Raw genomic sequence first — 21,429 nt, 5'->3', positions numbered from 1 at the left:
AATATGATAAAATATAATATTTAAAAATAGCGAAAAAATAAAAAAAGTTGATGATTAATTTAATAATCATCATATTCATCATCATTACTGCGCCAGTATCCGACAAGGAATATTGCAATTAAAATAATTACTGCAACAATAACGAATATAGGCATGCTTGATTCAGTTGCACTGGCTGATTTGGAAGTGGATTTTTCTGAAAGCTCATAAGATTTGGCACCACCTGCACCAGCTGCTCCGGAAGAAGCATCCTGAGATGACTGTGCATCTTCAGTGGTTTTTGCATCCCCACTTTCGGAAGGATCGATTCCATATGCAGTCCTGCCTCCGGAACTTGATCCGTCGGATTGTTCCTGAGAGGTATTGTTTGTCAGAGTATTTGCATTCTTGTTACCATTGTCTGTCTTGCCGTTGTTTGAATCGCCTGTGTTTCCTTGCTGACCGTTTGATTCCTGATCCATCTGATATAACGGGTCAGTGTTTGTTGCCTGAGCAAGAATTTCTGCGAACTTTTGCTTTTGGGCAGGAGTTAGGGAACTCAACTGGATGATTTTTGCATTCCACGCAAGGTTCTTACATGTGTGGTGACAGCATGCAACGCCATACTCGATAACGCTTTGCATATAAGCGTCCACAAGTTTCTGAACTGTGCTTGCATCTCCGTCCCAAAGTCCCTGGTCAGCCATATATATCTGCCAACCCGCCATTGACTGTGCTGCAGGAGCCAATGTAGCATCATTAGCTCCGGTAAGAGCATCCAAGTTACGTTGTGCCAACTGGTCACCCAATTCCTTGTTGAGCTTTTCACCGCTTAAAACAAGAGATCCGTACATGTTCTGCATGTTTGACGCAAGGGAATTCATACCTCCAGCGGTCTTGGACAATGCCTCATAATATTTAGGATTCAATAGCTTACTGCGAATTTCAAAGCTGATTTCCTCATCATAGGTTCTTGAAATGTAATTGTTCTTGTTCCTGATGTCGAAAAATGCAGTATCCGGCTTTTCCTTACCAGACTTTTCCTTCAATACGTTTGCAGCATTGTATAATCCGCCGAACCAGTCATAGTAATCGTCGGAGTCAAATAGCCTCCAGGTACTGTCGAAGTTTTGGGTTATGACATCCACCTTATCAAGCAGATACTTGTAATTGTCCTTTTGCTTTGTGACAACGACATTTCCGTTTTCATCAAGAGTCCATGAATATGACACTTTGGTCAAATAGATGTCCATGGCATATTCGTTTACTGAAGAAATGTTCCAGTCTGCAGTGTTTGGAATGAGATTGGACATACCAGTTCCTTCCAAAACGTTTCCCGGAAGACCGAACAATCTGTCAAGGGTAGGGTTTTCCGCATAATGCTTTTTAACGTAGTTGTTGGTTTCATCTTCACCTGTAGCGTTTAAAGCCAAATTTACGGAAGTAATCATCCATGAAATCCAGTCCTTGTTGTTTGTAACCATACTTGCGAATACATCTATTCTTGGCCTGTTGACGACTGAACCGTTGTTCAATGTCAATGTCAGATTTTCCAATGGAATCTGCTCGACGCCAAGCACCTTGCCGTTTTCAGACCAGACAGGCTTGCATCCAAGGAAGTACATGAATTCGGCAACACCTATTCCTTCGGTTCTGGATATTTCAGTACCCCATAAGATTAATGAGGTAAGCTCAGGCCATTTGCCATGCTGTTCATAGTAGTTTGCAAGAAGCATGTTGACGACATTGACTGCTGACTCGTATGCAGCTTGAGAAGGCATTCTTGTAGGGTCAGAAGCGTAACCGTCATATCCTGTAGGTATCGAATCACCATAGGACGGGTCTGCAAACAATCCTGACTTGACGTATCTTCCGCTTAAAGCCAATAGAATCGCATTCCATTCATTGTTCTTCTCAATGTTGGAAATAATCTCTTCACAGTAGGATGTGGAATTGTACAGTGCGGAATTTTCCTTAATATTATATTCCTTGTTCAATTCCTTGACCGGGGTTCCGTTGACAAGGCGATAGACATAATTCTTTAGGAATTCCTTGATTGCATCCACTTCCTTGGAATATTTGAAATCGTTCAGCATATCCTTGTAGAAATCCAATCCCACCAATTTAGGATATAGGTGTTCGATAAGCTGATTATAGATTTTTGTCTGGGAAGTTACAATCGTAATGACCTCTTCCGCCATTTCATATCCTTCCAATACCTTACCTAATGTATGAAGACCGAATGTGTTGAAATCGTCTTCCATACTGTCCAGATAATGGTGCAGCTCGTCAATATAGTCTGAAAATGTTTCATTGGATGATATGTTTCTGAAACCTAATGTAGGAGCCAAATCAAGAATCATATTTTTGTAGGATTCCGCATTGGAAGTCACATTAAGGGACATCTGCTCCTTGTAGTAATTGATGTAATTTTTTAAAGTTGTGTAATTACCGTAAAGCTCGGATGAAACCATTGCAGGAGTCATGTGAGTAATCAGAAGCGCTGAACTCCTGTCCCTTGCAACCATCGCTTCACCAGGGTTGGATACAATATAAGGATAGACTGTAGGAATTACAGACAATTCAAAAGTCCAGTCCCCAGGAAATGCACCCAGATTGATACCAGGCAGCCATTCCTGGGTTCCGTGTGTACCCATACTTACGACCGCATTGATTTTTGCTGTCTTTTCCATCCATTTGTAAAATGAAACGTACTGCTGATGCGGTGGAATGACCAGACTGTGGTAATCCTGAACCTCTTCCCAACCTCTACTTGGCTGGAAAGTAACGAACACATTACCAAACCAAACACCAGGAATTACAATATACCTGTTCTTATAAACCATTGCAGGACCCAAATTGTCTCCCCAATAGCTGATAAGCTTATTGTACAAGTCCTCTCTGATGTCTGAAGTCAAGTATTCGAATTCCTCAAGTGAAATCAGCTGATGGTGTTCCATCAATGTGTCCCAATTTTCCTCAACATACTTTTCAAGCAGTCCGGAAGCCCATGAACCCTTGTTGTTCATGTCAAATATGATTCTTGTAAGATTATACAGTGAAATCATGTTTGTCAATGTTCCGTTGATTTTATAATTATCTGTTGAATTGATAATCCACTGATAAGTGTTGTTGTAATAATTGGAATATTCGGCAATACCTCCTATATCGTATCCTTGAGCATAGAGCTGAATAATCAGGTCATAAACACTGGTGAATACATCAAGATATGAGGCACCAATTTCTGCCTTACCCGGCGGGTAGTTATAGAGCATTACGGCAACTTTCTTGTCTGAATTGTTCAAATCATGCAGGTCGGCCCATTTGCAGTTCAGCTGAACCATCTTGTCAACACCTTCCTGGATTACATGGGATTTGCCCAAGCTGTCAACCCAGGACAATGCGACCTGACCGAATACACCTTCAAAACTAGGATAGGTTACCATATATGTCCATTCAACCTGAAGGCCCAATTCGCTTTTGTAGCTGTATTCTGATATCTCAACTATACCTTTCAATACATGAAGGTCAATGTCTGTCAAATCAGGCTCTGCAGTGCCGTTAGCATAATCCAAAGACCAGCTGCAAAGTGAATTGATTGCAGATATTCCAACTGTGGAAACGTTTTTGATCTTATTTAGGATTGAAGACATCGGTGGCTGAGTACCTGTCTTGAATACGTTGAATGCAGGCCTTCCATTAGCTTCATAGCCCCTGATTAATGCATCGGAAACTTCTTCTCCACCATAATATGAAGCGATAGCTATGAATGGCTTTGTAGGATGGAACTTCTCAATGTAATCATTTTCAAACTTCTTGAACAATGATGTAGGGTCCAATTCCTTGATTAGCCAGTCAACATAGTTTTCAGTCATCCAATTAAGACTTCCGTCTGAATTATGGGTGTAGCCGGGATTTTCCCGAATCCATTGGTTGATTAACTTTCCTTCAGGAACTACCGTATACATTCCCAAATCAGGATGGTAGAAACCGCATTCAGGAGTCATCAATGGAGCGTTATTCTCATCCTTTGTCGGATTGGTATACTTTGAAGGGCTGATTAAGTAACGAACATAATCTAAATAATTCTTCATGTTATTTTGTAAAATGTATGATTCGTCAATGTCACGAGCCTGGAAGTAAGAACCAACATAGGTATTCTCGACAGTGTCAAAGGTATTGTTTTCGGCTGACGCTCCGACAATGTGCATCCCTGTGTTGTTTAGGATTTGCTGTGAGTATACACTGAAAGTATACGCCACATTATATTTTGCATTGGCCGGAGACTTTGCCAATAGCTCCTTTAAGTACTGTCCTGTAAGAACGCTGTATGCTGATTCTGAAAACATGTCAATATGAATGAAATTTGCATATTCAACCAGCCATGCCCTGGACTTATCGAAATCAGTGGTACTGATATAAGCCACCCTTCGGGACATGTTCATCAACAAATCCACCTTTTCGCTGTGGGAGTTATAGTCCACCAGCAGCAGTATGTCCGGAACGAACATGATGTTGTCAATGTCAACCGTACCTGTTTTCTTGGTAAAGTCGATATCCTTTAATTCGATAGGCTCATAAGTGGAATAGATGATTTTCAGACTGTACTTGTCTGAGCCCAGATTCTTGATTGCAACATTACCGTTTTTGTCTGTGTTTAATGTTGAAACCAAATTGTCTTTTGAATCATATACTTTAACGGTAGCTCCCGCTAAATTAAACCCGTCTTCATCCCAGTTCTTGCTTGTTTCATTATAAGAATCAGTAACATGAACATTAATTACATTGCCTGCTGTTAATACCCCTTCATCCGATTGAGACGCCAGAATTTCCGATACATTGTTGCTCGACACAAAGCTGTCAGAAACACTCATCACATCAGATATTGTTTCATTATCTCCTGCAAAAACAGAGCTTACAGAAAATAGAAGCAATATAGAAATAATTAATGCAAATACTAACCTTTTATCTAATTTTACCGTTTTTTCACCTCCTTTTGCCTTTTTAATAAACATAGCAATAATCTTTACTACATTTGTAAATTTGATTTGACAACATATAAAATTAACTAAACAAAATTATATTTGAATGTTAAAAAAATTGTTTTGTGAGAAAAAAGAGTTAAAATCTTTAAAAAAAAAGTTAAAAAATAAGTGTTTAAACTTATTTTTTTATTTTAATTGTGTTTTTGATTGTGCATCCGCCATAGCTGGATGTGATTGTGTGTTTGCCCACTTTCAAGTTTTTAATGGAAATTGTGGCAGTGCCCTTTTTGTTGGTTTTGGCAGTGTATTTCTTTCCGTTAATCTTGAATGTGACCTTTTTGTTTTTCAGAATCTTACCTTTCTTGTCAACCAGTTTGACTGAGAACTTTGTGGTTTTGGATTTCTTTTGAACAAGATTCTTGGCTGTTAAAGTTGCCTTGAAAGTAATCTTGCTGGATACTGTCCTTTCGTCACATTTTATGGAAAGTGTGTATTTTCCGGCATTTAATTTGATGGAATAAGTCGCATAGCCTGACGCATCGGTATTGACTGATTTTGATTTTCCGTTGATTGTAAAGACTACGGATTTTCCTTTGCCGAGAGGTTTTCCGGATTCATCCAAAATGCGAACCTTATACTTGATTGTGTTTCCATAATAAACTGAATAATCCTTGTTTCCTGCAATTGTTGGAGGAACGACGACTTTGGCAAGTACTGTCAATTTGGAAGAGTTGACAGCACCATTGTAGTTGTCTATTTCAGCCACTTCGGCAAAGATGTCATGTACGCCTTCACCTAATGAAGTCTGCGCTGTATAGTTCAGTGACGCAACCCCATTGCCGTCGGTTGTGGCAATACCCATGGAACGTGTAGTATCAGCGGAAGTTTTTCTGGAGAACTGTACCCTCACACCTTTAATAGGATTTCCGAATTCATCTGAAACCTTTGCAGTGATGAGTTTTGTGTCTCCCTGAGTGATTGTGACATTGTCAAATCCGATAATCAAATCTCCCTTGAAAACTTCAACATCGATTTGGAAAAGAGATGTTTTGAAATTATCCTTTTCGAATTTTGCGTAAAATATGTATTGGAACGAATCATAACTCTTATCGAAGCTGAAACTTAAAACAGCCTTGCCGTTGGAGATGACTGTTTCATTTAAATAATTGTTATCAGTATCATAGAGTTTTACAATTCCACCATTGGCATTTTCTGTGAAATTGAACTTAAATTCGCCAGTGCCCATATATTTTACGTCTACTGGACTGTAAGATCCCATTGCTACAAATTTATAATTGTCTGAAACATCATTGGCTTTTGAAGCGCTCACTGCACCATTTCCAGTACCACGTTTTGAACTTAAATAATTATCTGATATGACATTTGAGGTTGCTTCGCTGTCCAAAACAACAGCATATCCTTCACTGGAGGTTATGTTATTGTCGACTATCTTATTTCCTGTGGAATTTGCCACCAGATAAATTCCTGAATTTTCACAGGAGATGTAATCCAAAATGAGGAATGGAATCTCTTCACCGCTTCCGTTGGAGTTGATTAAATTCTTTGAGATGATGTTGCCGTTTCCGTTTGAAATAAGCACTGTACATGAAGTCTTTGAATTTGCAGTTACTGTGTTTTGTGAAATGACATTGTCGCTTGAACCTATTCCATCAATTCCATAAATAAGCTGTGAGTTCAAATTAAGGGTGTTATTGTCAATTGAAGATGCCTGTGACATTTCCAAGGTGATTCCGTAAACAACACTGCCCGAATTGATATTGATAGTGTTGTCCTTCACGTTGGTGCCTACAGATGAATCACCTGCAATGAATCCGGTTGCAAAGTAGGTTCCTTCAAGATTTATTGCATTTCCAATGAAAGAATTGCCTGTTGCGCCCTGGCCTTCGGCAACTGCGTGTCCGGTAACTACCCCTAAAACGCCCATACCGTAAATGTAGTTGTCCATACCTTTTACGAAGACGTTGTTGTTTGAAAATGTGTTGTTGTGAGAGTTGTAATACAAATCAATACCGACAAGGGAATTTGATGAGGACTCTGCACCGGTGGTTGGATACTTGTCCTTAAGTCTGGAGGTGACATTGACGTCATTGCCTGTGACATTGTTGTTTGATGAGTAGAGCATCAATATACCGTATGTCCTGTAGATTTCAGGAACCACATGGCCTCCATCCAGACAGAACACATCACCTTCAAGGTATTCTTCAGCACCGTCAAGGCACTTTTTAGGCTCATAGGCATAAACCTCATCGGTTCCCATGGTATGGATTATGTTGTCTGAGAAATCACAGTTTTCCGAAGCGTATGAAAGCAAAGTGAATGTCAGATATGTTCCTTCAGAGAACAGGTCGTTGTTTATGACTTCTATGGAAGATGATTCCAATACATAGATTGCATATGCTGCATTAGGGTCATTTACTCTTATGGTATTGTTGATGATCTTAACGCCGAATCCCTGATTGACAAAGATTCCCCAGGCATTGACCCTGTTGGCCATATTGTTGATTATTGTAAGGTTTTCAATCCAGACGTTTGAGGCTGTTATCTTGAATGAGGAATTGTAGAATATCGGTGAGTCGCCTGTGACCTTGACGCTTTTTGTAATGAAGATTATCTCATTGTTGAAATTTCCTTTGAAATTTAATATGTCTCCGTCCTTGATTTCAGGGCTCAAACCACCATTGAAATTGATGTAATCACGGACATTTTCAGGAGTGATATAATGTGTTGTGCCTTTGAATGTGTATGTAGGTTTTGATGAATCGAATACTCCTGCAGGAGAGACGATGGTTCCTGAACCGATAATCTTATTTGATTCAGTGTCTATGAATGATGTATCAGCCTGAACACCGCTTGCTTCAATTGCATGCTTGTTTCCGGTAGAGATTGTGTTTTTAATGACAGTGACATTGGAAGGCATCCTTTTTGAGCTTAACTTTTCAATCAGAATTCCCGCACCGGATACTGAAGTGATTGTGTTGTTTTCCACAAGCAATCCTGAACCGTCATCCTTCTGGTGAACTCCAGAACCCAATTGGGTGTTTATGACATTGTTTCTGATTATTACATTGGATCCTCCGGCCTCGATACCTTTACCGGCATTTAAAACCTCAACATAATTGTACTCGGCAATTGAGTTGTCAATTACATAGATTCCCGCAAAGCTTCCGCCGATTTTGGAATTGGTTATGGTATTGTTTGCGATGATTGAGCTTGGAGTACCTACAATCGCATATTCACCGCCCACTTCAACTCCCAAATGGTTATAGTCGGCACCGGTGACGTTGATGACCTGATTGTAGATGATTGTATTGTTCTTTCCTGATGAAGTGTAAATCCCCTTATAACCTCCAATGACCTTATTGGAACTTATGAGATTGTTTCCACCCATCACCTTAATTCCGTTTGCCCAGGAGGTAGGAAGAACATTATAGTGAACAGTGTTGTTATAAATCACATTGTAATCAGACGGCCCCCCTTTTAAAGGATCGTGATTAAAGCTTGAGAGATAAATACCGTTTGCATCATCACATTCAACATGATTGTTTGTTATTGTGTTATAATGGGAACCGCTGACTATGAGAGGAGGTGTTGAACGTGTTCCACCGTGACCATAGGTGATTCCGTAACATGAAACGAAATTATTTGTGATGTTGTTATGGTTGGCGTCATTACCAACGGCAATACAGTGTGAAGCCACTCCACTGTTGTTTATAAAACAGTTTTCAACTGTACAATAGCTGGCGCTGTTTAAAAACACGCCAAAAGCGTTGTCATTGGTATTGGCTATTTTCAATCCGGATATGGAACTGCCTGAAGCTCCGCTCAATAATGTGACAACGGAATTTTTCAAATCATTTGTGGAAGTTCCGACAATGTTGACAGGCTTGTTGAATGTGAACTTGGAATTTGAAAATTTTCCATCCAGATATACGGTATCTCCATCCTTAACGGATGCTGAAACAAGATTACCGTTGCTGTCAAAATAATCTTTATAGTTTCCGGAGTTAATCGTATGGGAGCCAGCCTCCAATACGACATCCTCGGATATTTCTTCAACGACTACATTTTCATCAGCTGACATTGACATGTTATCCAAATCAGCAGCGTTGTCGTCAATTGCGCTAACGCTACCAATAAGCACGAAAAACATCAATGCAAACATTAAATTTATTTTTTTGAACATATTTTTTCCTCATTTCATTAATAATAACTAATACTCATCATCATTTTGGTCTCTAAGATAACCCACTAAAAATATTCCTATAAGAATTATAACTATGAAAATTACGAATATCGGCATGTTTGACTCGGCGGAACTGACAGACTTGGATGCGGATTTCTTATCCAATTCGTATGCATTTGCACCAGCGCTTTCGGAGGAAGCGCTTTGAGAGCTTTGTGAAGATGAAGCCACCTTGGCATTTCCTGATTCGCCCGGCTGATTTCCGACTGCAGTATTTCCTCCTTCCTGTGAGGAATCTGATTTTTCCTCGGAAGTTCCGTTTACCAAAGCATCCCTTTTGGAATTTCCATCTGATGAATTTCCTGATTCACCGTCATTAGAACTTTCCTCTTCCATCTGATATAGAGGTTCGGTATTGGTTGCCTGAGCCAATATTTCTGCAAATTTCTGCTTTTGTGAAGGAGTCAGTGAACTTGCCTGGATGATTTTGCTGTTCCATGCAAGGTTCTTACATGTGTGGTGGCAGCATGCAACGCCATAGTCGATTACGCTTTTCATGTAATCGTTGACCAGCTCTTCAACAGTGGCTGAATCAGCTTCCCAAACGCCCTGGTCTGCCATGTAAATCATCCATGCCATTGAAGACTGTGAACCTGCAGCCAAGCTGCCTTTGTTTACGCCTGCGTTAATGTCACGGATTGTCTTTGCCAGCTGGTCTCCCAATTGCTTGTTCAATTTCTCGCCGCCCATGATTGTGGATGCATAGAAATGCTCAAACTTGGAGGCGTATGAGTTCATTCCGGCAGGAGTCTTGACCAGCGCATTGTAATACTGCGGATTTAAAAGCATGCTTCTTACTTCAAACTCGATTTCCTCATTATATGTTCTTGAAACATATTTGTTCTTATTTCTAATATCGAAAAATGCAGTGTCAGGCTTTTCCATTCCTTCCTTTTCCTTCAGCACTGTTGCGGCATTGTACAATCCGCCGAACCAGTCGTAATAATCGTCAGAGTCAAACAGTCTCCAGGTACTGTCAAAGTTTTGGGAAATCACGTCAACCTTTTTAAGCAGGTATTCATAGGCATCCCTCTGGTTTTTAACTACCACATTTCCCTTATCGTCCAAAGTCCATGAATAAGACACTCTGCTCAGATAAATATCGGTAGCATATTCGCTTACCGTATCAATGTTCCAGTCTGCAGTGTTCGGAATAAGGTTTGACATACCTGTTCCTTCCAATACGTTTCCTGGAAGACCGAAGAGCCTGTCAAGGGTCGGGTTTTCATTGTAATGCTTTTTGATATAATTGTTGCTTTCATCCTCTCCTGTTGCATTTACCGCCAGATCAAGTGCGGTGAGCATCCAGGTAATCCAATCCTTGTTGTTGGTAACCATACTTACAAAAACATCCACCCTAGGCCTTTTCACAACAGAGCCGTTGTTCAATGTGACGTTCAAATCGTCAATAGGAATCTGTTCAACACCAATGACCTTGCCGTTGTCTGCCCATACCGGCTTGCATCCCATCAAATACAGGAATTCCGCAATGCCTATACCTTCTGTCCTTGATATTTCAGTACCCCACATGATCAGTGATGTCAGCTCAGGCCATTTGCCGTGCTCGTCATAGTAGTTTGCAAGAAGCATGTCAACTATCCTTACTGCAGAGTCATATGCTGCTATGGAAGGCATTCTTGTCGGGTCTGATGCATATCCGTCATAACCTGTAGGTATTGAATCACCGTATGACGGGTCGGCGAACAATCCGGCTTTAAGGTAATTTCCTCTCAATGCGATTAGAATTGCATTCCATTCGTTGTTCCTTTGAATGTTGACGATGACCTCTTCAGCATAAAGGGTGGCATTGTAAAGTGCAGTCCCTTCGGCAATTCCGAATTTCCTATTCAGGTCTTTTGCAGATGACCCGTTGACCAATGCTGAAGAATAGTTCCTTAAAAATTCCTTGATTGCATCCTTTTCCTTGGAATACTTGAAATTGCCCTCGATATCATCATAGAACTTAAGGCCCTTGAGCTTAGGATATAGAAACTCAATCAGATAGTCATAGACCTTTGTCTGTGATGTGACGATTGTGACGACCTCTTCAGACAGCTCATAGCCTGCCATGACTTTACCTATTGTGTGAATTCCATGGGTGTTGAAGTCATCCTCCATCGCATCGAGATAAAGGTGCAGCTCGTCAATCCATTCATCGAATGTCTGGTTTTCTGTTATGTTTGCAAAACCTAAAGATGGTGCCAGCTCGAGAATCATGATTTTGTATGATTCTGCATTTGAAGAGACGTTGACGCTCACTTGATTTTTGTAGTAGGTAATGTAATTCTTTAATGTGGAATAGTTTCCGTACAATGAGGATGAAACCATTGCAGGAGTCATGTGAGTAATCAGAAGCGCTGAACTCCTGTCCCTTGCAACCATCGCTTCACCAGGGTTTGATACGATATAAGGATAAACTGTCGGTATCAGTGTCAGCTCAAATGTCCAGTCCCCCGGATATGCTCCAAGGTTAATTCCAGGCAACCATTCCTGAGTACCATGTGTTCCCATACTGACGACCGCATTGATTTTTGCATCCTTCTCCATCCATTTGTAGAATGTGACATACTGCTGTGTCGGAGGTATGATGAGGCTGTGGTAGTCCTGAATTTCCTCCCAACCCCTACTTGGCTGGAAAGTTACAAAGACATTACCAAACCAAACTCCAGGAATTACAATGTATCTGTCCTTATATACCATTGCTGGACCTAAATTGTCTCCCCAATAGTTCAGCAGATCATTGATTAGCTCTTCCCTGACATCAGAGGTCAGATTTTCGAAATCCTGAAGGGAAATCAGCTGATGGTGTTTCCTTAAGCTGTCCCAGTTGTCCTCAACATACTTTTCAAGCAGTCCTGAAGCCCATGAACCCTTGTTGTTCATGTCAAAAGTCATGTCAGTCAAGTTATCCAATGAAATCATGTTTGTGTAGGTTCCGTTGATTTTGTACTCATCATCGGAGTGGATAATCCATTGGTAAGTGTTATTGTAGTAATTTGAATATTCTATGTGGCCTCCGATGTCATAGCCATCAGCAGCAAGCTGAAGAATCAGCTCGAATGTGCTGTTGAAAACGTCGAGATATGATGCTCGAATCTCTGCTTTTCCAGGAGGGTAGTTATAAAGCATGATTGCCACTTTCTTTTGGGAATTCTTCATGTCATGGAGATCTGCCCATGCACAGTTGAGCTTGACCATCTTGTCAACGCCATCCTGAATCACATGGGATTTGCCCAAATTGTCCCTCCAGGACAAGGCTACCTGACCGAATACCCCTTCGAAACTAGGATATGTCACCATGAATGTCCATTCGACCTGAGGACCCAGTTCGCTGTTGTAGCTGTATTCTGAAATGTCAATGATTCCTTTAAGTACATGCAGGTCAATGTCTGTCAAATCAGGCTCTGCAGTGCCGTTTGCATAATCAAGAGACCAGCTGCAAAGTGAATTGACTGCAGAAATTCCGACGGTTGAAACCTCATTTATCTTGTTCAGGATTGATGAAAGAGCCGGCTGTGTTCCTGTCTTGAAGACGTTGAATGCAGGTCTTCCGCTTGCCTCATAACCTCTGATTAGCGCATCTGTAACCTCTTCACCACCATAATATGAGGTGATTGCAATGAAGGTGTTGTTCGGATGGAGCTTTGAGACATAATCGCTTTCAAACCTTTTAAAGAGTGATGTAGGGTCGACCTCATCAATAAGCCAGTTGCCGTAGTTTTCGCTCATCCAGTTGAGGCTTCCGTCATTGATGCTGTATCCAGGATTTTCACGAATCCAGCGGTTAATCAGGCTTCCTTCAGGAACCAATGTGTAGATTCCCAAATCAGGATGGTAAAATCCACATTCAGGTGTCATCAGCGGAGCATTGTCATCATTTAATGTCGGATCGTCATATTTGCCCGGACTTATCAGATGAAAGACGTATTGAAGGTAATTTTTCATGTTCTTTAAAAGCACGTCTGATTCCTCAATGTCGTGTGCCTGGAAATATGAGCCGATGTATGTGTTTTCAACCGTGTCGAAGGTGTTGTTTGACGCAGAGGCTCCTGCAATGTGTATGCCCAGGTTGTCCAGAATCTGCTTGGAGCAGACACTGAATGTGTATGCAACGTTGTATCTTGCGTTTGCAGGTGATTTTGACAGCAGCTCCTTAAGATATGGGCCTGTGAATACTGCATAAGCGGATTCTGAAAACATGTCAATGTGGATATACTGGGCATATTCGGCAAGCCATGCCCTTGATTTGTCGAAATCGGTTGTGCTGATGTATGCAACCCTTTTTGACATGTTCATCAGTATGTCCACCTTTTCGCTGTGGGAGTTGTAATCGACCAGCAGCAGGATATCCGGTGTGAAAATGACATCGTCAATGCTGACTGTTCCGCTCTTTTTGGTAAAGTCAATGTCATCCAGTTTCATCGGATTATATGTTGAATAGCTAATCTCAAGATGGTATTTTTTGGAATCTAGATTCTTGATTGTTGCCATTCCCTTGGAATTTGTTTTGACTGTTGAAACCAGCTTGTCTGAAGAGTCATATACCTTGACCGTAGCCCCCTGCAGGTCAAAGCCGTCCTCATCCCATGTCTTTATGCTGGCATTATATGAATCCTTCACATGAATTGAAATCACATTATCGGACGCTTCCAGAATTTCCACATCATCGATTGAAACCTCATCCAAATCATTTTGAAGCGAAACAGAATCATCAGTTGCATTATCTTCTGCAAATACACTCCCTACAGAGCATATGCAAACGAGAAGAATCAAAGCAAACATTAACCATGAATAATTTTTATGCAGATTTTCACCTCCCACAACATTCTATCATAAGATTAAATTTAGTTTGAATAACATATAAAATTAATTGAATTATGAAAAATTTACTTTTACTCAAAAAAATCTGCACACACAATAATATACATTTAAATACTTAAACATACAAAGAAAGTTTGCAATTACAAAGAGGTGATAATATGCAAAAGAGTACAATAGGTATTGTTATTTTATCTATAATCGTACTTGGAATGATTATCCCAATAGGGTTTTCAGGCCAAGCGGACTCAGTGGTAATTACCTACGGTGAGACCACTTATGCAAATTCAGACTACAAAAATACTGTTGATTCATTTTTCAAAAGTCAGGCAAATGCCGATTTGGGAAATGCGAACTCAAAAGTAATCACAGCTAGTGAAGTAAATAAGATTGCAAGTACAATAACTGGTAAGACTTATGGATCAAATCAGATATTCTCATCAGCCCTCGTTGACCTGAATGAGAACGACAATCTTGAAGTAAGTGTGGACAAATCAAAAATCACCACAATTACCGGGGACATGTACCTGTCAGCATTGAAATCATCCGGAATCACCGCAGGACACGTCTATGTGACAAGTCCAGTATCAGCAACCGGTGAATCAGCACTTGCAGGAATCATGAATTCCTATGAAGTTGCAACAAACGTTGAAATTCCAGACACAGTGAAAGAAGCTGCAAACAATGAAATCTACACACAATCAGAGATTGTTCAAAATTCAAACGTTTCAGCAGAGGAACTATCAGAATTAGTTGATGATGTAAAAGAGACAGTTAAAGAGGAAAACGTTACAGATCACCAGACAATTGTAAACATTATCAATAACTACACTATTGTAAACAACATTAACATTACAAACAGTGATATTGAAAACCTTGCAACAAGTATTGAGCAAATACAAAACGTTCAAGGCGACATTAACAACTACCAAGCTGAAGTGTCAGACGTATTCAACAATACTACTGATACCAATTCACTTCAAGGTTTATTTGGCGGGCTATTTAACTAAAAATAGTCCCTTCATTTCTTTTTTTAATATTGAAATTCACGTTTCATCAAATCATTTAAAAAACATTACTTACAAATCTAATGACTGATGAAATGGAAAATCGGCAATGTCAAAATAGACAATCAGGTGGTTTTGGCACCTATGGCAGGAATCTGCGATTCCGCCTTTAGAAGAATCGTCAAATCAATGGGCTGCGGACTGATTGAAACTGAAATGGTTTCCGCAAAATCCCTGATGTATGACAACTGGAAAACCAAGGAGATGCTCTACATGACCGAAGAGGAGCGTCCGATTTCACAGCAGATATTCGGAGCGGACAGCGAATCATTTAAAGTCGCATCTAGGCAAGTTTATGAAATGATGAATCCAGACATCATTGACATCAACATAGGATGTCCAGTTACTAAGGTGGCGGTCAAAAGCAAATGCGGAAGCGCCCTTCTTAAAACCCCTGAAAAAATTGGAGAGATTGTCGAGACTGTTGTCGAAAGCGTTCCTATACCTGTTACCGCAAAGATAAGATGTGGATGGAAACACGGCGAAAACAATGCCGTTGAAGTTTCAGGAATAATCGAGGATGCGGGAGCATCTGCCATTGCAGTCCATCCACGTACAAGAGAGGACAGATATGACATTCCGGCAGACTGGAGCATCATCAAAGAGGTCAAGGATTCACTTTCAATTCCTGTGATTGGAAACGGTGACATCTGGTCATGTTATGATGGCGAAAGGATGATTGATGAAACGGGATGTGATGCGATAATGATTGGAAGGGCCGTTCGTGGAAATCCATGGATTATAAAGGAATGCATCGACTATCTGGACAATGGGATTGAACCCCGAAAGATAACATTGGATGAAAAGATAGCCATGATCAAAAGGCATGTTGATTTGCTTTCATTGAAACTGCCTGAAAATGTGGCCGTTCACAAGATGAGAACACATGCGGCATATTATCTGAAAAATTCCTACAGAAGTTCCGAAATAAAGCCGAAACTGTTTAAAATCCACACCAAAGATGAACTGTTCGACCTGCTTGACGAGTACCGAGAATATATTGCACGATGAATGCATCTGGGCAACGATTACACACCACCATTTACTTGATTTAATGACAAATTTAACATTAACATCAGACAAACAGTATGCAAATGCTTAAACGAAATTGACATTAACATCACCGATTGATGAAAATGGATTTGATTGAAAATTGGGATATATATGTACAAAGCAAATTAAGGTGAATTTGTGAAATTGCAATCGTTAATGTCAAATACATAACAACTAATACCATCATCACTCAACATTGAAGAGATTAACAGCGCCCTTCTTAAATAAACTCCTGTCCTGTCACCTTAAAACGTTATGAACAATAATGTATTATCGAAATTGATATTATCAATATAATCTTATTTTAAAACAATTAAGTATTACATTAACATTAAGAAAAATTAGAAAGATTTAAATAAGTAATATTATAATAAATGCAATTACAGATTAAAAATAAGAATTTTAATCGATGTGAACTGTTCATATCGATAAAACTCTAAACTCAAAAATGATAATTTGAGAGCTTAAAACAGTTATATGCAAATATTTTAAATCAGCAAGAGAATATGAATCGAACTCCCTAAAATAATAGGGAATGAATAAGACGGGTGACGAACAACACAAAAATTTCGAAAACAATGTTTTAAAAAACAACCGGGAACAACATTGACCTAAATGGATTTGCGATCAAATTGATAAATTAATGCGGCATTGATTTAAATATCTTCGACTGCGACTTTAAAAATATGTCTGGGGAGATGTAAAATGGAGATAAAAGAGAAATCCAATATGAATTTAACCGAATATATCGGAAGTGAAAGCATCCATCTTATAGCAGGCCGCTACAATAATGTCATTGTTGACGGTAAAGTGTTTTTGCATAATGTGCGATCCATACACTTTGCCAACGGCGATGGATATCATGTGGAATTTGTCTGCTATGACAAAACCATGAACACACAGGAATTGTACGTCTACAATGTATCTTCAATAGTGGTTGAGTCTGTATATGGAGAACAGCAATTGTTTTTAGATGAAAATTAATTATCCTAATTTAAAAACAGATTAAAATAAAATAAATATAAAATTTATCTTTTTAATTTATAAACCATTAGGTGTAACTTTAAACCAACACACCATTAATATCCTCTTTTATTTCTGTTCTTCCAAAACAGATTGGATTAAAAAATAGATTGGATACAATTGATTCGTAAATTGATATTCCCCTTGTTTTTTAGAACTTGCCAACTCAATTATTCCCAATTTCCTTGATCTGCTGATGAAATCCTTAAATACATTGGATTCTGACTCATTTAAGACATCTTCAAATTCATTTTTAGTGAAAGTAGTGTTAGGGGATGCAGCCAATTTTTTACCGATTTTTTTAAATAACGACAAGTAATTTTCGCTTCTAATCTTATTGTCAAGCAAAGGCTGCAGATATTTCAAGCCTATCCTATTTCCTGCCTCAATAATTCCACCCAATGCATCTTCATCATCAATATATCCATCGGTATCTTTCCAGAAAGTTGCATCGCCAATTTCCTGCATCATTGTTGGCATTCCGGAAGAATATTTGGTCATATTCCCTAAAGCAGAAGGAGACACATCAATACCATATGAAGAAAAAATTGTAGTGTAGAACTTTTCTACATCCTCATCAGATAGGGCCTTTAATTCATGGGTGTGAAAAATTCTGTTTACTGAAGGATTATGATCATATAACCTCCTGAATTTTTCAGGATATCCAGTCAACATTATACAGATTTTAGCATTATCAATTGATGTAGCAAGAGTATCTGCAAAGCTTTTATACCAATTGGCAAACTCAGGTGTTTCAGATAATCCATTAATATCATCAATTACAATAAACAATCCATCCTTATCCTTAAAATTACTTACCAAATCAGACAAATAGAATGCAAGATTATCCTTAATGTTCTTCAATTCATCTTCAGGAGGTTTAAATTTGATATTTAACCCACCAAATCCTACTGAATCTATGTAATTTCCTACCAGATTAAAAATCTTACTGGCCCATTTTTCAGGCCTAATAGCATTTAAAACCCTTTCGATGATTTGAACAACCAACTCATCAATATCATGAACACCATCATTCATAATATGTGCAGTAACCATGGAATAATTATTTCTGGCGAAATCAGAAATGTAATTGGCTAAAGATGTTTTGCCCATTCCTCTTTTTCCTGTGATGAAAAAGTGCTGAGGGCGGCCTGACCTAACAGCAGGAAAATACTTTAAAATCTCCTTAATAACATCTTCCCTACCTTCAAACCTATCCGGACTCACAGGTTGTCCTGGTTGAAATAATGATTCCTTTTCAGAAATATCCATGCAAAACACCATCAAACTATTAAAATTAAATTAATTAAATTACAGTTAATAGTTAATGTGTAATTTAATGTATTTAAAATTATCTAATACTCACTCAAAATCAATTTTACAAGATAAAATCAATATTTTCCAAAAAAAAATGTTGTCAATGGCCTATGCCAACACATCAAATATATCAAATCCAATAATTGGATTATGCAAAATTATTCAAAAAATCATTTCCAAAAAAATATAAGTATCTATTGTCCATTAATAGCAAGAAAAATCACTATTTAATTGTTTTTAGATGAAAACTAATCATCCATATTTAAAAACAGATACAAGAAAGAAATTTAAAACAGGAAAAATGAAAAGCATGATATCGAATCATGCTTTTCAATTATGGAGAAAAAAATGGCATAAATATTAAGGTCTATTTCCTTCTGATTACAGCATAACCGCCAACAAGAGCGCATGCTCCTAACAATAGCACAATCGGATTACCTGTAGCCGGCATAGTGTGTGCTGCAGTTGCATTGGTTGAATTGCCTGTTGCGTTTTCACCAGCAGCATTGTCAGTGCCATTTCCGATAGCGGTTTCAGCAGGATCGGTTCCATCACCATGGACCGGGACACCGTTGTCAAAATTATCATCAGTGGCAGGGTCGGTTCCATCGCCGTGGGATGGAATGCCATTATCGTAATCATCACCGCCAGCTGCCTGACCTGCTTCATCGTGAGCATAATCCGGAGGAAGAATCATTGAATCATAAGTATCTTGGCCATCATCTAAACTGAAATCACTGGAGTGATTTGAGACATCACTTGTTGCACTTACTGCACATGCAGATAGAACTACGCAGAAGATTGAGAGTATTGCGAATATTGTATTTTTGAATTCCATTAGTATCACCTTAACATTAAATTAATAAACTTGAAAGTGTAGTGCTAATTTTTGATTTAACACTTCACTGCACAATTAATTATATAAATAAGCTCATATATAAAGATTTTCGAATGTAAGTGCTCACTTGCATCTTTAAACAAAAAAAACAAGAATAATTAAAGGCATTATATAAAAATAAGAAATTTAAAATAAGAAACTGGAATTTGAAAAGTTTTAAAGAGAAATAATGAAACCTAAATGTAGAAAATTTCACCAGAAATTAGAAAAAAGTCAATAATCATTGCCCTAGAGCAACCTATGCCTGTTGTTCAGGCTTAAAAAAGAAAAAAAGATAGTGAGAGTTAATCTCACTATTTAATTGTTATTTTTACCTTCTTGCTTGCTGATTTGTAGGTATTATCACCTGCGTATTTGACAGTAGCGGCGAATTTGCCTTTTTTGGTTATTTTAAGGCTGAATGTTGCCTGACCTTTAGCGTTTGTTTTAGCTGTGTAGGTCTTACCGTTAAGTTTCATGGTGACTTTCTTGCCTGCACCGAAGTATGTCTTACCATCAATAGATGCGCATTTTTCTGTTTTTAGGGTTACAGTGTATTTTTTGGTTTTTGCAGTTGCTTTGAATGATTTAGCAGCAGCTTTTATTGTAACCGGTTTTTGTTTGATGGTAATCAGATAGATATCCATTGATCCGGTGTAGTTGTCATCACCAAGGAATCCGACAGCGAATGTGTACCATCCTTTCTGTTTCAGGTTGATTTGAAGTTGTGCCCAGCCCGCTTCATCTGTGGTTTTTACGTATAAGTGGCCGTTGAATCCGAAGAGCACTGTTTTATTGGACAATGCATTGCCTTTCTCATCGAAGAGTTGTACTCTTAAGTAGTTACCTCTTTCACCAGCTTTAGCATCAACCGCATATTGTGTGTAGTCCTTACCCACAATGACAGTTGGGATTCTTACTGGATCTTTGAGTACTAGTGTAAGGTTAGCCGGCAGGATTGTATCATTTCCAGCATATTTCAATTCAACAACAGCATTGGTTGTAGTATTGATTTCAATAACACCATTCTCATCAGTAACACCTGTGTATTCTTTGCCATTTATAATATAAATCACATTTGCATTAGCGATAGTGATATTGGAATCGTAGACCAGTTTAGTTGAGATTAGACCTTCTACAGATATGACAATATCAACAAATTCAGATACCCTTTTGTCCTTAACGATGAAGTCTTGTGATGTCACATTTGAATTGAATTTAGAATCACCGGAATATGTTGCAACTACGGAGTATTTTCCGCCTTTCAATTCATATTCAAGAACTGCCTTACCATCAACCACATCAACATAGACCGCGTGGTTTTCAGGACCGTCTATTTGGAATTTGACAGTGCCTGAAGCACCTGAATTTACATCGACATTAAATGTTACATTATTTCCATCAACTTTCACATCCAATGAAATAGGAGTGTTTTCCTTAGCACCATCCACAACGGTAAATACCACTTTAGTGGAGTTTACGTTGAAGTTTTCATCACCAAGATAAGTTACTCCCACATAGTAACTGTTTGCAGGCAATGTTGATGTTACAGTTGCAACACCATCCACTAATTCAATATTAGCTTCAGTATCGCCAACAGTCAGTTTTACAAATCCAGTAGCGTTTTCATCAACAGTAACAGTCAAAGTAACTTTGTTTCCAACAACATCAGCAGTGGCTGTAATTGGAGTGTCCTTCTTGATGTGGCCTTTTATAGTGAACTCACTGGAAGTAACATTGGTATTAAACCTGGCATCTCCCATATAGGTTGCAATTACTGTGTAATCGCCAATTGGAAGAGTGTCTTCAAGAATGGCTTTACCATCAATTACATCTGCATAGAGTGTGTATTCTCCTGCGCTGCCGATTACATGGAATTTGACAAGACCGGTTGCAGCATCATCAACAGTAACTGTCATTCCCACATAATTTTCTTCAGTCACAATATCCAAGGAGATAGTAGTGTTTTCCATATCAGACGCTACAAGTGCGAACTCTGTTTTGGTGGAGTTCTTATTGTAGTTTTCATCACCTAAATAAGTGATA

General features: G+C 38.9%; 9 protein-coding genes. 3 read left to right on the top strand and 6 right to left on the bottom strand.

What is annotated here, in order from left to right:
• Window positions 1-59: 59 nt before the first annotated feature.
• The 3 genes from Q0W26_RS04835 to Q0W26_RS04825 all read right to left on the bottom strand — a co-directional run bounded on the left by Q0W26_RS04835 (window position 60) and on the right by Q0W26_RS04825 (window position 14,001).
• Window positions 60-4,994 (bottom strand): cobaltochelatase subunit CobN, encoded by a 4,935-nt coding sequence (locus tag Q0W26_RS04835; protein ID WP_298523005.1) that lies wholly within the window; start codon window positions 4,992-4,994, stop codon window positions 60-62.
• A 148-nt stretch (window positions 4,995-5,142) separates the two neighbouring features.
• Window positions 5,143-9,168 carry a right-handed parallel beta-helix repeat-containing protein gene (locus Q0W26_RS04830; RefSeq protein WP_298523003.1) on the bottom strand — a complete coding sequence of 1,342 codons (4,026 nt, stop codon included), beginning with the start codon at window positions 9,166-9,168 and terminating at the stop codon, window positions 5,143-5,145.
• Window positions 9,169-9,195: 27 nt separating this feature from the next.
• Entirely contained in the window at window positions 9,196-14,001 is a 4,806-nt protein-coding gene (locus tag Q0W26_RS04825; protein WP_298522999.1) for a cobaltochelatase subunit CobN, read from the bottom strand.
• Between the two features lie 206 nt (window positions 14,002-14,207).
• On the opposite strand from Q0W26_RS04825, the gene Q0W26_RS04820 reads away from it, so the two are divergent.
• From Q0W26_RS04820 to Q0W26_RS04810, 3 genes are all read left to right on the top strand, one after another.
• Window positions 14,208-15,056 carry a DUF1002 domain-containing protein gene (locus Q0W26_RS04820; protein WP_298522996.1) on the top strand — a complete coding sequence of 283 codons (849 nt, stop codon included), beginning with the start codon at window positions 14,208-14,210 and terminating at the stop codon, window positions 15,054-15,056.
• Window positions 15,057-15,143: 87 nt separating this feature from the next.
• Window positions 15,144-16,124, top strand: coding sequence for a tRNA dihydrouridine synthase DusB (gene dusB, locus Q0W26_RS04815; RefSeq protein WP_298522991.1), 981 nt, complete (start codon window positions 15,144-15,146; stop codon window positions 16,122-16,124).
• A 747-nt stretch (window positions 16,125-16,871) separates the two neighbouring features.
• Window positions 16,872-17,150, top strand: a complete 279-nt coding sequence (locus tag Q0W26_RS04810; RefSeq protein WP_298522988.1) for a hypothetical protein — start codon at window positions 16,872-16,874, stop codon at window positions 17,148-17,150.
• A gap of 108 nt (window positions 17,151-17,258) precedes the next feature.
• Here the strand turns inward: Q0W26_RS04810 and Q0W26_RS04805 are convergent, their stop codons facing one another.
• The 3 genes from Q0W26_RS04805 to Q0W26_RS04795 form a co-directional block, all read right to left on the bottom strand.
• Window positions 17,259-18,461, bottom strand: coding sequence for an ATP-binding protein (locus Q0W26_RS04805; RefSeq protein ID WP_298522985.1), 1,203 nt, complete (start codon window positions 18,459-18,461; stop codon window positions 17,259-17,261).
• Between the two features lie 412 nt (window positions 18,462-18,873).
• Window positions 18,874-19,344: a hypothetical protein gene (locus Q0W26_RS04800; RefSeq protein ID WP_298522982.1), complete on the bottom strand. Its 471-nt coding sequence runs from the start codon at window positions 19,342-19,344 to the stop codon at window positions 18,874-18,876.
• Between the two features lie 353 nt (window positions 19,345-19,697).
• Window positions 19,698-21,429: Ig-like domain-containing protein (locus Q0W26_RS04795; RefSeq protein ID WP_298522979.1), on the bottom strand; the 1,732-nt coding region annotated here is incomplete at its 5' end.

The organism is uncultured Methanobrevibacter sp., assembly GCF_947169325.1.
Taxonomy (GTDB): Archaea; Methanobacteriota; Methanobacteria; order Methanobacteriales; family Methanobacteriaceae; genus Methanocatella.
This window is presented reverse-complemented; position numbering and strand designations above follow the sequence as displayed.